13 protein-coding genes and 1 pseudogene are annotated in these 15,759 nt (G+C 69.2%); 8 read left to right on the top strand and 6 right to left on the bottom strand.

Annotated features, from left to right (window positions below; genetic code table 11):
- The first annotated feature begins 204 nt into the window (after positions 1-204).
- Positions 205-1,857 (top strand): hypothetical protein, encoded by a 1,653-nt coding sequence (locus FB157_RS43685; protein WP_145886862.1) that lies wholly within the window; start codon positions 205-207, stop codon positions 1,855-1,857.
- A 278-nt stretch (positions 1,858-2,135) separates the two neighbouring features.
- Here the strand turns inward: FB157_RS43685 and tpg are convergent, their stop codons facing one another.
- The 5 genes from tpg to FB157_RS43660 all read right to left on the bottom strand — a co-directional run bounded on the left by tpg (position 2,136) and on the right by FB157_RS43660 (position 6,836).
- On the bottom strand, positions 2,136-2,693 hold the full coding sequence (tpg, locus tag FB157_RS43680) for a telomere-protecting terminal protein Tpg (RefSeq protein WP_145886860.1): 558 nt from the start codon (positions 2,691-2,693) through the stop codon (positions 2,136-2,138).
- Between the two features lie 9 nt (positions 2,694-2,702).
- A complete protein-coding gene (gene tap, locus FB157_RS43675) occupies positions 2,703-4,928 on the bottom strand; it encodes a telomere-associated protein Tap (RefSeq protein ID WP_145886858.1) in 2,226 nt (741 codons plus the stop codon).
- A 521-nt stretch (positions 4,929-5,449) separates the two neighbouring features.
- Positions 5,450-6,097: a hypothetical protein gene (locus FB157_RS43670; protein ID WP_145886856.1), complete on the bottom strand. Its 648-nt coding sequence runs from the start codon at positions 6,095-6,097 to the stop codon at positions 5,450-5,452.
- The gene (locus FB157_RS43665; protein WP_145886854.1) at positions 6,094-6,618 is read right to left on the bottom strand and encodes an RNA polymerase sigma factor; all 525 of its coding nucleotides are present in this window, start codon (positions 6,616-6,618) and stop codon (positions 6,094-6,096) included. Before FB157_RS43665 ends, FB157_RS43670 begins: the two co-directional genes overlap by 4 nt.
- Entirely contained in the window at positions 6,615-6,836 is a 222-nt protein-coding gene (locus FB157_RS43660; RefSeq protein WP_398948059.1) for a hypothetical protein, read from the bottom strand. Before FB157_RS43660 ends, FB157_RS43665 begins: the two co-directional genes overlap by 4 nt.
- Positions 6,837-7,229: 393 nt before the next feature.
- Here FB157_RS43660 and FB157_RS43655 point away from each other — a divergent pair, with 393 nt between their 5' ends.
- From FB157_RS43655 to FB157_RS43630, 7 genes and pseudogenes are all read left to right on the top strand, one after another.
- A complete protein-coding gene (locus FB157_RS43655) occupies positions 7,230-8,345 on the top strand; it encodes a hypothetical protein (protein WP_145886850.1) in 1,116 nt (371 codons plus the stop codon).
- A 468-nt stretch (positions 8,346-8,813) separates the two neighbouring features.
- Entirely contained in the window at positions 8,814-9,293 is a 480-nt protein-coding gene (locus tag FB157_RS49125; RefSeq protein WP_261386938.1) for a hypothetical protein, read from the top strand.
- A gap of 3 nt (positions 9,294-9,296) precedes the next feature.
- Positions 9,297-10,082, top strand: a complete 786-nt coding sequence (locus FB157_RS49120; RefSeq protein WP_261386937.1) for a hypothetical protein — start codon at positions 9,297-9,299, stop codon at positions 10,080-10,082.
- A 242-nt stretch (positions 10,083-10,324) separates the two neighbouring features.
- A pseudogene (locus FB157_RS49545) lies at positions 10,325-10,573 on the top strand (TnsA-like heteromeric transposase endonuclease subunit); the annotation flags it as partial.
- Between the two features lie 91 nt (positions 10,574-10,664).
- Positions 10,665-11,000 (top strand): TnsA-like heteromeric transposase endonuclease subunit, encoded by a 336-nt coding sequence (locus FB157_RS49540; RefSeq protein ID WP_315903873.1) that lies wholly within the window; start codon positions 10,665-10,667, stop codon positions 10,998-11,000.
- Complete coding sequence (locus FB157_RS43635) at positions 10,997-13,102, top strand: DDE-type integrase/transposase/recombinase (RefSeq protein WP_145886848.1); 2,106 nt, start codon at positions 10,997-10,999, stop codon at positions 13,100-13,102. Before FB157_RS49540 ends, FB157_RS43635 begins: the two co-directional genes overlap by 4 nt.
- A 74-nt stretch (positions 13,103-13,176) precedes the next feature.
- Positions 13,177-14,145: an ATP-binding protein gene (locus tag FB157_RS43630; protein ID WP_145886889.1), complete on the top strand. Its 969-nt coding sequence runs from the start codon at positions 13,177-13,179 to the stop codon at positions 14,143-14,145.
- Between the two features lie 688 nt (positions 14,146-14,833).
- On the opposite strand, the gene FB157_RS43625 is transcribed toward FB157_RS43630, so the two are convergent.
- A complete protein-coding gene (locus FB157_RS43625) occupies positions 14,834-15,718 on the bottom strand; it encodes a PIN domain-containing protein (RefSeq protein ID WP_145886846.1) in 885 nt (294 codons plus the stop codon).
- Positions 15,719-15,759 lie beyond the last annotated feature (41 nt).

Below are 15,759 nucleotides of genomic sequence, written 5' to 3'. Positions count from 1 at the left end.
AGGGACTCGACATAGTCGTGCCGGACGCCAGGGGCGATCTTGCGGAGGCGGGTGGTGAGGTAGCGCCTGCGGCCGCCCGTGCGGCGCCGGTGCTGTCCTCAGGCGGGGCCGGGCTATCTCTGGCGGCCGCGTGCCACGATCCGCCGTGCAGTGGATGGAACGACGACAGGATGGCGTGTCAGTACATGCCCTTACCGTTGAAGCATGGTCGAAGTGCCCTGGGAAGAGTTGGCGAAGAAGCCAAAGGCCTGTGAGTCCCTGGTGACTATGTTGCTCCTTCGCCTGTATCCACGTGCTCAGGCGGTCGACGGAACGGGTGGTGACGGTGGACGTGATCTGTTCGAGTACACCGCGGACAACCGTCTGATCAACTACGAGGTGAAGTCCTTCACCGGCCACATGACCAAGAGCCGCCGAGACCAGGTACAGCGATCGCTGGTGTCGACGGCTCGGTCGCAACCAGACCACTGGGATCTTGTGGTGCCCATCGACCCGAATCCCACGGAGCAGGTCTGGTTCGATGGCCTACGAGCTGAGTTCCCCTTTGTACGACAGTGGCGCGGCCGCTGCTGGCTGGATGCTCACTTCGCTGCTCACGGCGACCTCGTCCGGTACGCCTTGCACAACAGCGACACTCACATCCTGGATAGGATCGTGGAAGCCCGTGCCGAGCGTGACTGCATGCTACGGGGGATCCCTGACCTGATCGAGCGCTACGAGACGCTCTCCCGTCGTGCCCAGGACCTCTCACCGCACTACGGCGTTCGAGTCTCCGCCGGCGACCGGGGGGAGACAGCCATCGAACTGGTACGCAAGCCCGTTCCGGACAGTGCCGAGTCAGCAATCCAGTTCACCGGGCAGGTGACGTTCCTGCTTGACGATGCCGAGGACCAGGCGCGGCAGCAGCAGTTCGAGGAAGCCATGCGGTTCGGCGGCGAGGTCACGCTATCTGCGCCCAACCTGGGGTCTATGACAGTCAGCGCTCCGGCCGAGCTAGGTATCAACGGCACGTTCACGCCGCATTCAATACGCCTCGCCTCGCACCGGGAAGACATCGCGCCGCCGGTTCCGGGACAGCTGGTCGTTCTACATCCCGACTCCGGGCTACCGCTGATGTCACTCCCGGTACGGTTCGACAAGCGTGTGTACGGGACCGACGGAGGCACGCTCTTCGGTCAGGACATCCTCGGTTGCATCCAGGCGCACGTGCGATACGACATGCGTCAGCAGCTCTGGGGCATGCAGCTCACGATCAGACCGCCAGAGAACTTCCTCCCGCAGACGGTCGTACCCGCACTGCGCCTGATCGCAGCGGCCGCACCGGGGCGGATACTGGAGCTTGTGCTGTCCGGTTCGCAACAGCACCGGATGCATGCTGCCATCAGCACCGAGCTCGTGCCCGAGGGCTGGAGTGAAGGTGAGGCCGAAGCTTGGACGAACGCCTTTGCAGACCTCGCCACGCTTCAGCAGCGCACAGGCCAGTTCTTCCCAGTCCCCGACGACTTCAGCCTGCGCGACGCGCGGGACGTCAAAGAGGTACTGGCCCTGCTGCGCGGTGAGGAAGTCATCCTGCGCGGCACTACGGTCTCCGTGATCGCCATCCACCGTGACGTCCTCGACCGTGCAACGAGGGAGAGCCACTTCCGGCTGGCAGCCGCACATGAGTCGATGACCTTCACCATAGGCGATCACGCTTTTCCGCTCGGCCCCTGCATCGAGGTTGTGACGGTCGACAAGATCCTGAACCTCACCGAAGCCAGGCAACAGATGGAGCAAGAGGGCCAAGCCGAGATCCGTATGCGTATCGACCGCAACCACCCGCCGCGCCGCTACCTCGGCACCCAGCTCCCCGCCTGAACGACCTGACACGTAATGCCCATTACAGATGGGGACGGTCCCCCGCGACGGGACCTGCGCGGGGCTCCGTCGCCGCCGCGCTTCAGGACTCACCCATGTCGGCTGGAGTGCAGACGGGAGTGCAGACGACGGCAGTTCAGGGATGTGCAGTGCGACGCCCGGCACAGCGCACCCAAGCGTAACTACGCCCCCACCCGGACCGTGTCGGCTTGATCCTCTTCTCAACCAGCCTGCTCCGGCTCACCATGGAGATCGGGCTCGCCGGTGGCGAGGGACGTCTACAGGTCGAACTCGACGTGCTCGATGTCGGTCAAGCGCACCTCTTCCAGGCTGCCGGCGCGGCGGCCGCCGTCCTGGAAGTACACCTCCTTGAGTGCTTCGGCGGCGATCTGCTGGAGCTCCTGGTCGGTGGCACCCTGTTCCTGGGCATCGAAGAGACGGGCGGCGTAGCGGGGCGGCAGGGCGACCGTCAGGTGCCGGAGCCGGTCCTCGTCCGTCGTCCCGATCGGCGCCGTGTAGCCGATGCGGGCACGGGTATCGATGACGATGCCGTCGGTGGTCGCCGCCTTGTGCCGGGCCTTGGCCCGGATCTGCGGCTGCCAGCGGGCCTTCACCTCGCGCTCCAGGCGCGCGGCGAGGTCCGGGCGGGGCTTTTTGATCTGGTCCTTGACGTACCGCTCGACGGTGCGCTGGGAGATGCGCAGCATCTGGGCGACCGCTTTGGTGCCCTTGAGCTGCTTGACCAGGTAGCGCATCTGCGCTGGCGCGCTCTTGGGCACCGCGCGGGTGAACGCCTTCTGCACCGCGGTATTCAGGCCGTCGCCGAACAGGCTCATCGCCTACTCCTACTCTCCGTTGTCGGCGTCGGTGACGGTGCCGTCCTTGATGTACCGGGCAAGGTTGAGCTCCGGAGCGTTGAACTGCTCACGGACGCCTTCGCCCCACAGCACGCTCTGGGTGCCCTCCCACTTCACCAGGCCCGGGTTGATGCCGAGCTTGAAGCCGCCCGGCAGCGGCTTGCCGTCCCGGTAGGGCAGGAAGTCCAGCGGCGACGGCCCGTCGGACGCGTAGACGGCGCAGTCCGAGAGGACGGCCACCGGGTACTGCCCGGTGAACGCCGCGTGCTTGACGATCTTGCGGTGCATGTTGATCCGGGTGCGGGAGATGACCGCGGCGCGGATGTCCGGGCGCCACGTCGGTCGGGCAAGGGCCCGCCAGGGCTGCCCGGGCTTCCAGCCCTCCCCGCGCGGGCGCTCGCGCAGCTTGCCGATGCCGCCCTTCACGGTCGCCTTGATTGCGGACACCACGATCGCCAGCTGAGGGTCACGCCGGCGGTAGCCGTCCATCGCCGCGAGGAAGTCGGCCGGCGGCATGTCGGCGTGCACGCCGAGGTCGGCCATCGTGGCGAGGTAGGCGTCGCGCAGCCGGTTGTACCAGGCGTCCAGGTAACGGCCGTTGTCGTGGCGGACGTACGCCTCGATCGGCGTGACGTCGTAGCCGAGCTCCACCGCGTACGCCACGGTCGGCGTCGCGTACCAGGCCGGCCCCTCCGGGCGCTCGCCCTTCGGCGTGAACGGACCGGGCAGCAGGCTCGCGTCCAGGTCCGCCCACTTGTCCTTGCCGACCTTCACGCGGGACAGGTCGACGTGGGAGAGGTCGACGAGCCAGGAACCGGGCAGTTTCGCGTCGAAGACGGGGTTCTTGACGTGCGTCGGCGCGCCCAGGCCGACCGTGAGACCGTTCGCGCCGGCCGCGAAGGCCATGTTCACATCGATGCCCACCAGATGAGGGCGCAGGCATTCGGCGTCGGTGAGCGGGCGCGCCCAGTCATACGCCTCCTCCACCAGGACCTCAGCCGGGGTGCGGGGATGGAAACGCGGCAGATCGGCGAGGAGCGGGTGCCCGTCGGGGGCCTCGCACGGCGCGCAGTCCACCGGATCCTTGCCCAGCGAGCCGGGGTTGTGCTCGGAATGCCGCCTGCCGTCCGCGTCCGGTTCGGAGGCGCGGGTCGGCGGGTGCAGGGCGGTCATCAGCTCCAGACCCGTGACAGCGGTGGAGCCGCGCGGCGTCATCACCCGGGCCGCATAGGTGCCCAGGAGCCGCGCGAGTTCGGCCGGCGGAAGCTGGGCAGCGTCGGCCCAGTGCCGGGCATCGAGCGCATCCCACGACGGGATGCACAACTGCACACAGGATCGCTCCGATCCCTGCGCGGGGCGGTAGATCCTCGCCCACGGCCCGAACCCGCGCTTGGTCAGCTGCCAGTTGGCGCGCGTCAGCTGCTTGATGACCTTGTGGCCCTCCGGGATCCGGCCGGCCAGGCGCTCCTCTTTGGTGAGCGTGATGGGCAGGCCGTAACGCTCGCACGCGGCCCCGGTCAGCACGATCAGCGGGTCGGCATCCTTGCCCGGCCCCGACAACTTCGGCTGACCGAGCCGCCCTTCGCGCAATGTCCACTCCACCAGCGCGGGAAGCGACTTCGCGGTTACGTCCAGGACCAGGCCGCCGACGCAGTACGCCCGCACCTGACCATCTGCGTCGACATCGACGACCGCAAGCGGGCCGTTCTCGAAACGCGGATCGGTGCCGGCCTCCGTCATACCTGCGGGGGCAGCCTTCCGCACGGCCGGACGGCGCGACGTCGGCCGGGTCGTGGCCGCCGGACGCGATACAGCGGCAGGGGCAGCGGGGCAAAGTGCAGTATTCGCGGGCTCCGCAGCCGGGCCTGTGGGTGCGGAGCGGGCTTGGGCCGGTTCAACTGCCGATGGCGCAGGAGCGGCCGCAACGGCAGGCGTCTCAGGGATCGCCGTGTCCTCAGGGGGCACCGGAGCGCCTGCGGGGTAGAGCTGGGCGAGCTGCTTGAGCATGCGGGCGTAGGCGTCGCGCTCCGGCGGCCGCGGCTCGGTCTTACCGGCCTCCCAGCCGCTGACCGTCGCCCGCCGCACCTGCAAAGCGGCGGCCACCTCGTCCAGCGTCAGGCCGTGCGCCTGACGCAGCCGCTTGCGTTCCGCCGGGGGCGGCAACGGGGAGCGGGACGCGATGAGCGCGTCGACCGCGTCGAACAGCTCGGACATGCAGCACCTCCAGTCCCGCAACCCTAGCGTGAAGCGCACATTTCGCGTACCAAGAACGTACGGATAGCGTTCACTTCTTGATCTCGTGTAACCGGGCGGCGGCTAGAACTGGCAACAGCCGGCAAGAGCCCGGCGGTCGTTGTTGCTTGGTAAGCCCCTGGCTCGGCAGCGGCGTAGAAAACGGAGTGGGCGAGGCTCACGACGCCGGCCAGCACGCTTCGATGCTGGTGGATGTACGTCGTACCGCGTCCGCAGTAGCACCTCCCCCAGCTGACGTCGCACCAACCGCGGACTGGGTTGGTGTCCCGTATGCAGGGGCGAGTGCTCGATCCAGTCATGACTGGCGGAAGGACTCCGTGAATCGGCTACGGAGCTTTGGGGTAACGCAGTGGCGGCCGACCCCCACGCGGGTGGGGATCGGCCGCCACTTCAACGAGTCGTCCGGCCTTCTCACGTGAAGGCTTCATGGAGGCTGGTCTACAAAGACTCTCCCATCTGTGGGCGCGCGGCGCGCTGTCGTGTCAGCACCGCGGCCCGCCGGTGGTGTGGTCCAAGTGCGCCAGGAAGTCCTCAATCTCACGCACGAGAGCTTGCGTTGCTTCAGACAGCCCGACTCCGGCTTCCCCCAAAGCCCAATCGACCCTGTCTGCGGCTACGCGAATACCGGCCGACCGGCATGCAAAGCCACTCACGAATGATCTGAAAGCTTCCTCAGCGTGTTCTTTCCCGCGCCCACAGCATGCGGATAGTTCTTCTTCGCTCTCAACATCGAGGATACGAAGATAGTCCCGCGCATCCTCGTCACCCTTGAGAGCCGCCCTTTCCCACCAGCTTCGCGCCAAATTATCCCTGTCTAGGAACTCAAGGATTTCTGCTACGCGCCGTGTTTCCTGTGGCGTCGCGGAATCATCGATTTCCCTTTTCAGGAGAGTGCGTAGTTCACGGACCGCGCCGATTCGATGATTTCCGTTTCCCTGGTCTTCCAGGCAGGGGGCGGGGGCCGGGGGCCAGCCCGAAGGCTGGCCCCCCTCCGCCTGGACAGGGTCCTCGCTGATCCGAGAACCCTTGGAAAATGCCTGCTCAGATCCTTCGAGCAGGAGCCAGAGGGCGAGGAGCCGGACGGTTCCCCGCTCCTCGGGCTGGTGCGTCCAAGCGGACAGGTATGTCATGCGGTGGCCTCCTCGCTGTGCTCGTTGATGGACTTCTTCAGGTTGTTGGCGGCGGCTTTGATGTAGCGCTTCACCGACTCCTCCTTTATCTGGAGGCGCTGCGCAACCACTGCAGGGCTGAGGTCCTGCAGAACACACAGAGTGATGACCTCGCACTGCCGTTCAGGAAGACTGGCGACGAGTTCGCCGATTCCTTCCTTAATCATTTCGTAGGCGGCCTCGGGGATGCCGATGCCGGATTCAGTCTCGGGCAGTTCATGAACCGGCACCGTGACCATCCGCTTGTTCCGACGGAACTGGTCGATGACCGCCCGTTTCACTGCGGTGCGGCCGTAGGCGGTGAGCGACCCCTCCTGTGCAGAGATCGTCGCCCACCGCCGGTACATGTTCAGGTAGACGTCCTGCACAGCGTCTTCCGCGCTGTGCAGGTCGCCCGCCTCGACCCGGGCCAGTCGGGAGAACGCCTCGATGGTCTCGAGAACGAAGGACTCGAAGTCCGCTCCCGGTGCGGCCTCACTCACGCAGCCTCCCGCGTGGCGATGGCCCGGTGCCCGGCCGGGTCGGCCAGGTCCTTGCGGAACAGCCAGGCCGGCCGGCCCTGCTCGAAACGGGCGGCGGCGCCGCCGTCGGGCAGGGCCTGCGCCATCGCGACCATGGTGGCGCGCTGCTCGCGCTCCGTCCGGGTCTCGATATGCGCCTTTACAAGCATCTCCGTGACGCCCCGGGTGCGGCGCATCACGGAGAACAGCAGAAGCAGCAGGGGAACCCCGCCCGCTCCTGCCCAGTACGACCAAGTCGTCGACCAGGCCTCCCAGTAGAGACGAACTCGTTGGTGAAGGCCGAGGCCCTCACCCCTTACACGCCACTGGGGCCCGGATCCGGATGCCGGAGGCGAAGTTTTTTCTCAACTCCCCCTCCTCGCAGCCCTGCCACATCGTTTCCGCAGTTCACAGCGGTACGGCGGGCGAAATCGGTTCCGCATCGGCTGCGTGCCGTACCGGCCCGCGCCCTGGGGAGAGACGCTCGTCTTCGGGCGCAGATACGTCCGGCATACGCGAAACGGCCGAAAAGTGCGGCGTCAGTTCACAGATGGACGGAAAGGGATGTCCCGGTCATCGCGAAGGGAGAGCGCGTGGCACGACGGGACATCGAGAAGATCATCGGTGAGCTCGGCGAGATCCGCCGGATGCTCGCCGATCCTCATACCGGGATCACGGCGCTGCACCAGGTGCAGGAGAGCCGGCACAGCAAGGTCCTGGAGCACGTCACCTACAGCACGACCGGGGTGCGGGAGGAGAACCGCGAACTGCGCCGCCGGCAGGAACGCATGCTCAGCGACCTCGGCCAGGTCCGCACCGCTGTCGACGACCTGCGCCGCGAGATCGCCCAGGCCTGGGCCCACACCCTGGGCCTACCCCACATTCCCAGCCCGCCGGGAGGGGCCGAGGAGGTTCTCCCCATCCGGCAGGCGCCCGCCTTGGAGGCCGGGGCCGACCTCGACGACGAGCGGAAGGACGACACACCCGTGCCCGACCAGCACGCACCGGATGCCGCCGACACCCCGCCCACCGATACCGATACCGATACCGACGAGCGCATCTTCCGCGATCCGCCCGAGCCCATCGACCAGGCCTCACGAGTGGACGGGCCTAGCGCGCAGCGCGCACCGAGCGGCCTCGACGGCATATCGTCCGCTCCCGCCGCTGCTACCGAAGTAACGGGCGAAGCAGAGGGCTTGGCATCCGTGCCTGCTAACCGAGGAGAGGAGCCGGAGCCTGCGGTGCTGGGCCCCGACCCGGCCACGGTGCCGCCCTCAGCAGCTGCCGGACCTGTCGGCACGCCGAGCAGCGACACCTCGGGCCCCGGTGAGCAGCAGGCGGAGTACCGGCGGGGGCTGCTGGCGGCGGCCGCCGTCTCCTCCGCCCGGCTGATATGCCACAAGGACACCTGGGCGTTCCTGGTGGAAAAGTCCCTCACCCACGCCCACTTCCGGCTGCCGGACCGGATCGGCGACACCGACGACGGACAGATCGACACCCACCTCTCCGGCCGCTCCCTGCTCGCCGTGCTGGTCACCACCCAGCACATCCTCGACCAGCCCCCCGACGACGACCTCGCCAGCTGGGCCCTCGCCCACGCCATCCACACCCGCACCCACCAGGCCGTCACCACCGCCCGCACCGAGCGCTCCCCCAACGGCGACGTGACGACCATCGTCCTCGACGACCGACCCCCAACCACCGACTGACCGCCTCACCTTCCCGCCGGCGCCTCACCGGCGGGAACCATCCCCGCGGGGGCGGGGAGCAGTCGTTGCCAGCGGTGAGCCATGCGCCGTACACCGGACCATCCCTGTGGGTGCGGGAAGCAGCCCAGGGAGCTGCTGATCTGCGACTTGGCCTTGGGACCATCCCGCGGGTGCGAGGGCGTTCGGCCAGGGCGGTCTTGAGCAGGCGGTCGAACTCTCTGGGGTGACGCGGGGGCTGGCCGGGCAGGCCCAGCGCGGTGAAAAGCTCGTAGCGCACTGCGCGACCGGCCGGCCGGGCCCGGACGGCTGCTGCGAAACCGCTCGCCCGGATCGGCGAACGCGAGACTGTGGTGGCGTGACACATCATCCCGGCCTCCTGCGGACAGTTCCCCTGCAGGGGGAGACGACCTCGTCGCTGATCTGCCGTATCGCGAGCCGTTACGGGATGGAGGCGAAGGTGTTGCGGTCGTGCTGGCAGTGGCGCAACTATCCGCCGGGGCACGATGGCGGGGCGCGCGGGCCGACGCCGAGGTGCTGCTGAACGCAGCCGGACGGCAGCTCCTGACAGGCCTGTGCGGCGTCGAAGAAGACGTGCTGGCGCGGGCGTTGCCGTCCTGGGGACAGGAGGACGCCAAGCTGTCGGCCGGACAGAACGGGGTGCCAGCGGCGGCGTGGCGGACCGGAGGCACGGTCGCCTTCGGCTGCCGCCTGTGCACGGCCCGCCGCACCGGGCAGGAGCTGCGGACAGTGCGGTACGCGCCACGGTGGGAGCGGGCGTGTGTCCGGCACGGGCGGTGGCTCCTGGACGCGGACGCCCACCAGCCGCTGGAGCACCTCAACCTGCGTGGGCTGCCGGAGGTAGTGGCGGCGCAGCGACGATGGGCCAAGGTGGCGCGGCGGGCGGTGCGGGCCGGAGTAAAGCCGGAGCGGGTGTTCGCGCTGGCGTGAGCGGTGGTGGTCCGGTGGTGGGAGCAGGCCCTGCAGTGGGAGCGGGAGACGATCTGGCCGCGGCGTCTGCACCAGGTGGCGGGCGGGGATGCAGGTGGTGATCTGGAGCGGTGGCGGATCGTGGGGCGGGACGCGGCCGTCTTCCCGGAGGTGGTGGCGGTGGCCGAGGCGCTGCTGGACCCGGCCATGGCCGAGCTGGTGTGGGCCGACAGTGGTGCTGGGCGGCCGCGGGCGCTGCCCGCCGACGGGTGGTTCTGCCGCAGGCTCGGTGAGCGGCTGGGTCGGGAATGGCTGGGGCCCCTGGCCGCGACCGACCACGGGGGGCCGCTGATCTCCTGGATGGGCAGCGTCATCCGCCTTCGCCGCGGCGCTGGCGGGCCTCCTGGGTACGACAACGACCCGTGGCGGCTGCGCCAGGAACACCAGGCCACCACCATGGCCGGCCAGCTGCGGGTGCTGGGCAAGGAGAAGAAGGCGCCCGGCTCGGGGACGATGTGGCGGGCTGCGGTGCCCGCCGAGCAGCGCAGGCTGATCACCAGCGCTATCGACAGCGCCGAGGAGCAGCTGCTGCAGCTGCGCGGGGTGCAGACCGGGCCGACCGCCGAGGTCGCCCGGCGGCTGCTGCGCGGGCTCGGTCACAGTGCCGGTCTGATCGAGAACGCCTGGAAACGGACCGCGGTGGCGGCGGTGAACGGCGGGGTGCCGCTTGAGGAGGTGGCCCGGTGGGTGGACATGCCCGTTGAGATGCTCAGCCAGATGCTGACGGCGGGCAGGCAGGACGGCGGCTGACAGCCGATGCGCCGACGGACGGGTCGGCTGTTAGCTGATACGGCACTCGTTCGTGGCAGAAACAATGAAAACGAAGGCCTGGACCGACGGGAGCAACTTGGCTGGCGCGGGTGACCAGCACAGAAGCGGCCCGGCCCAGGAGCCGGGCAAGGCGAGCGGCCGTGGACCAGGGCGGCGGGTTCGAGGCGGTGTTCCTCGACCCGGTGGGGCAGGTTGTGCAGCAGCGGTGGGCGGATGCCGCCATGACCGTGGCGTTCGAGGAACTGCCACCGGTGTCGGCGTTCCCGGTCGTCCCGGGGCGCCGCTGGGGGCCAGGCCTGTGGTGGTCGGCGACCACCGGGCGGCACGTGACCGCGGGGTCGAACGCGATGCGCGCCCAACTGATGGTCCTGGACCGCGACCCGGACGTGACAGGCCTGGCGGGGCGGCCCGTGCCGCTGCTGTGGCGTAACCCCCGCGGGCAGGTGCGTTCCTGGGTGCCGCAGCTCTTCGCCCGCCGTGCCGACGGCACCGCCCTGCTTGCCGACTGCCTCAGCCACCCGGACTCGGGCGGGGAAACTCGCGAGGAAGGCCGCCGAGGCGGTGGCGCAGGCGTGCGCGCACATCGGCTGGACCTACCGGCGCCTGACACCGCTCGACGACGTCCTGGCCGCCAACCTGAAATGGCTGGCCGGCTCCCGCCACCCCCGCAACGCCGGCCGCCTGGGCCTGATGGCGGCGGTCGTCGAGGCGTTCACGCGGACGCGGCCGCTGATCGAGGGCGCAGAAGCAATCGGCGACCCGATCGAGGTCCTCCCCTGTGTCTTCCACGCCCTGTGGCACGGACAGCTGACGGCCGGCCTCGACACGCCCCTGCACGAACGCGTCCCCGTCGGCCCGCAGGGCTGGAGCGGCCCCGAGACGGGAGATGCCAGGTGACCGCGCGGCGCAATGCCCGGCCGGCCGTGAAGGTCGGTGCTCACGTCCGCTTCCGTGGCGTGAAGTGGCAAGTGGTCGCCCTTTCCGGGCAGGACATCCACCTCGTCGGCCCGGACGGCGGCGGTGAAGCCGTGCTCGCCGGGCACCTGTTCGCCGACCCCGGCTTCACCGTCATCGGGGCCGACGTACCCCAGGCCGCCCCGCAGTGGGGCCTGTTCGAGACCGCCCCCGCCGCGGCGCGTGAGAAAGCGCTGGCCTGGCAGCGGAATGTAAGGGAAGTCGAATGCGGCCTGCCCGGCGGGCCAGGCAGCGACGAGGCGGTACGGCCGCAGTACGACCCCGAACAGCACACGCTGGCCCAGCGGGACCAGGCCAAGGCTAAGGAGCTGACCGCGCTCGGGTTCGGCCGCGTCTCGCGCACCACGGTGCAGCGCATGCGCCTGGCCTACCGCAAGCAAGGCCTGTGGGGGCTCCTCGACCACCGCACCACCCGCGCCTCCAGCCCCACCGGCCGGGCCGACGAACGCGTCGTCGCCGCTGTCCGCGAAGCGCTGCGCCGCCGGCGCGGCCGCTCCAAGGGCACCATCAACGGCCTGTTCCCGCTGATCAACCAGATCCTCGAGGACCGACACGGCCCGGGCACGGTGCCCGCGCCGTCCCAGGCCACGCTGTACCGGCTCGTCACCAATCTCGCCCGGCCCGGCGAACTGCCCTCCGGGCCCGTGAGGCAGGTGCCCGCGAGCGTGGACGGGCGGGCCTTCACCCCCGCCACGGCGCTGCGGCCCGGCGAGCAGGTCCAGGTCGACACCACCCGCCTGGACGTCCTGGCCCTCTTCGACGACGGGCGTCTGGCCCGGCCCGAACTCACCATCGCCGTCGACGTCGCCACCCGCGCCATCCTCGCCGCCGTGCTGTGCCCGAGCGCGACCAAGGCCGTCGACGCGGCCCTGCTGCTGGCGGAGATGGCCGTCCCCCACCCCGCCCGGCCGACCTGGCCGGACATCCTGCGCATGGACCACGCCCCCGCACTCCCCCACCAGCGTCTGGCCGCACTCGACGAGCGGCTGGCCGGCGCGGCGGCCAGGCCCGTCGCCCTGCCCGAGACGATCGTCGTCGACCGCGGCAAAGTCTTCGTCTCCGCCGCGTTCACCGCCGCCTGCGAACACCTCGGCATCAGCGTCCAGCCCGCCCCTCCCCGCGCCCCCACCGCCAAAGGCATCGTGGAGCGGACCTTCGGCACCATCAACGCGCTGTTCTGCCAGCACCTGCCCGGCTACACCGGATCCGACGTCACCCGCCGCGGCCCCGACACCGAGAAAGACGCCTGCTACAGCGTCGCCCAGCTCCAGGACCTCCTCGATGAGTGGCTGGTGCACTACCACCACCGGCCCCACGAAGGCCTGCGCCACCCGATGATGCCGAGAAAGGCCCTCACGCCGAACCAGATGTGGGCCGCGCTCGTCGCCGTCGCCGGGTACGTGCCCGTCCCGCTGACCTGCAGCGACTACCTCGAACTGCTGCCCGTGCGCTGGCAGGCCATCACCCCCGCCGGCATCACAATCCACCACCGCACCTACGACCACGATCTCCTCGCCCCGTACCGCTGCCAGGCCTCCCCCGTCGCCGGCCGCGGCGGGAAATGGGAAATCCACTACAACCCCCACGACGTCCGCCAGATCTGGATCCGCCTGCCCGACGGCGACCTCACCGAAATCCCCTGGATCCACCGCGACCACGTCCACCAGCCGTTCAACGACCACACCTGGCAGCACATCCGCACCCACGCCCACCACAACAACCACGACGACAGCCAGCAGCATGAGGCCGGCCTGGCCGACGCCCTCGACCAGCTCATGCGCCGTGTCCACAGCGGCCACGCCACCACCGCCGAACAAGCCCTCCTCGCCCGCGCCACCACGCTGCCGGTTCCCGCCGCACGGCACCCCCGGTACGGCACCGGCCCCATCACCGGCGAGTCGGCGCAGCACGGCGAGGACGACAGCATCGACGACCTCGACGACCTCCCCGACGACGACACCTGCCCCGCCGCGGCCGCCGGATTCGGGCTCTACGACGCACACGAGGAAGCCGACACATGGTGAACCCGAACCCGCAGAGTGCGGGCAGCACACCAGTCGGCGCCGGCGACAGTGAGGCGGCCGAGCCGTCCTGGCCCCTGACCACCTGGCAAGGCTGGCAGCGCTTCGCCACCACCGACCCGCCCGCCCCGCCCCAGCCCGACGACCCGCCCCGCACCACCGAGGAACGCCTCGCCTACCACTCCGCGTTCGTCACCATCCGCACCCCCGCCATCAGCCAACTCGCCACCCAGGTCCGCACCCTGATGATCCTCGGCCGCCACCAGCAGACCACCGCACGGCCCTCCCTCATCGTCACCGGACCCGCCGCAGCCGGGAAAACCACCGCCCTGCTGAACGTCGGCCGTACCTGCCACCTCGCCCACCTGCGCAAAAACCCAGCAGCGCCCGGATCAGCCCACACCGCGGCCCCTGTCGCTTACGTCCTCGTCCCGCCCGGGGCCACCGCGAAAACCCTCATCACCGAATTCGCCCGCTACCTCGGCATCCCCGTAACCGCCCGCATGACCCAGACCCAGATCACCGACGCCGTCTGCCACACCTACACCACCGCCGGCGTCCAACTCGTCCTCATCGACGAAATCCACCGCCTCAACCCCCGCACCACCACCGGCGCCCAGACCGCCGACCTACTCAAAGACCTCACCGAACGCCTGCCCGCCACCTTCGTCTACGCCGGCATCAACGTCACCGACACACCCCTGTTCAGCGGCACCCGCGGCGCCCAACTCGCCGGACGCGCCACCCTCATCACCTGCGGCCCCCTCCCCGCCCGACACGGCACCCGCGAACCCTTCCGCGACGTCATCACCGACATCGAAAACGCCCTCGACCTCCACCAGCACAAGCCCGGAACCCTCCCCCGCCACGCCCCCTACCTCCACCAACGCACCGCCGGCCGCATCGGATCCCTCACACGCCTCATCCGCCAAGCCGCCATCACCGCCATCCACGACGGCACCGAACGCATCACCAAAACCGCTCTCGACGCCGTACAGCTCGACCACCTCGCCGAACAACACAGACGCCCCACCCACAACCGCTAACCCCCACCCACCGATCAGGCGAAACAGCCCTGACCAGCACAAACACCAACCAGGCCCTTACACGCCAGAACTACCTACAACGAGCGCGGCCCCACTCAGAACAGAAGACACAACCCCAGCTCACCCACCCCGACCTCCCCGCCCAACCACCCACCCGGCCTCTCAACCAACCCACAACACACCAGGCCAGCAACCCCGCGATACACCAACAAGCCCCCCTCTGAGCGTCAGCGGGTCATTGAACCGGGCGGACATTCCAGAGCACAGAGAGACCCCGGGCCGCAGATGCCCGGGGTCTCGTGCTGTCTCACCGCGCAGGCGAGCGCCGCTCTCGCGGTGCGGTCAGCGCCGTTCGATGGTCTGTCCCGGGGTGGCCGCTCTGTTGCGGGCGGGTTTGCCTTCGTTCCTCTTCTCCGTGCCCACAAGAGCCGGATTGGCGGGGGAGTCAGTGAGGCTGGCAGGCCGTCATGAGTCGTGTGGCGGTCGTCCAGGAGCCGGTGGCCCTTGCAGTACTGCAGGAGTTGGTAGGTCTGGTTCTCGCTGAGGCCGTGCGACTGTCCGAATTCGGTGATCAGCACCGCGCCAAGCTCGTGCGGTCGTAGACCCATTCCACGAGCGGTTCGTGCAGGGCGGAGAAGTCGGCGGACACAGGGTGCTCCCTTGCTGGGTACCGCGGGCTTGCTGGTGCTCATGGCTTCTCGATGAAGGGCAGTCCGACGGCGGCGAGTTTGGTCTGGAGGTTGATGTCCCTGGTGGCCACGTAGACGGCGGAGCCGGGGTGCTGGGACTGCAGCAGCAGGGTGGAGGCCACGAAGCGGTCGTCGGGCACGTCCAGGTCGAGCCAGTTCGGCAGGCCGTCGCCCTTGGGTTCGATGTGCTCGAAGACGGCATGCACATCACCGGCCACCCGCACACCGCGCAGCACGTCGCCGTTGGTCCGAAGCCCTTTCAGGCGGCGGTCGGCTTTCTTCGCCGCGTCCCTGATGTCGGGGTTGCGGCCAGCGAGCTTGTGGTCGTCCAGTTCCCGCAGAACGACGGGCAGCAGGTGGACCATGTACCGGTTCCCGAGCAGCGGCGTATAGATCGCGACATCGGGGTCATCGAGCAGCATGTTCGTGTCGACCACTACCCGCACCGTCCAGGTGTCATCCGGCAGGAGCTCGCCCAGCTTCCGGAGCGTGGCCGTGGCCGCCTTGACCTTGTCGATGGCCTTGTCGATGGAGGCCGGCACGGTGATGTCCCGGGGGCGTACAAGCCAGCGCTGCAGCAGGCCGAGGGTCCTGTCGAGGCGCTTGGTGACCTCCGGCGTCGGGTGCGGAAACAGCAGCCGGAACAACGGTTCCCATTCCCGTACGCGCCCCAGCAGTTCCATCCTTCGCGTCTCAAGTGCGGGGCCGCTGGGCACCCAGCCCCACTTCGGGGCAGCGTAGATAACGATGCCGTTGGACCGGCGGTTCGAGTCGACGTTCCGGATCTGCGAGTCCGCGAGGATCTTCAGGAAATCAGCTTCGATCACATCCAGGTCTGAACGGAGGCGTTCCAGGTACGTCGGCGGGGCTTGTGTGGCGGCCATCTGCCGATGATGCCGCACGCCACTGACAGCCCTCCGTGCCG

This window comes from Streptomyces sp. BK340, from assembly GCF_007827595.1.
Lineage (GTDB): Bacteria > Actinomycetota > Actinomycetes > Streptomycetales > Streptomycetaceae > Streptomyces.
Note: the sequence above shows the minus strand (reverse complement) of the source record. Positions and strands in the feature narration are given on the sequence as shown.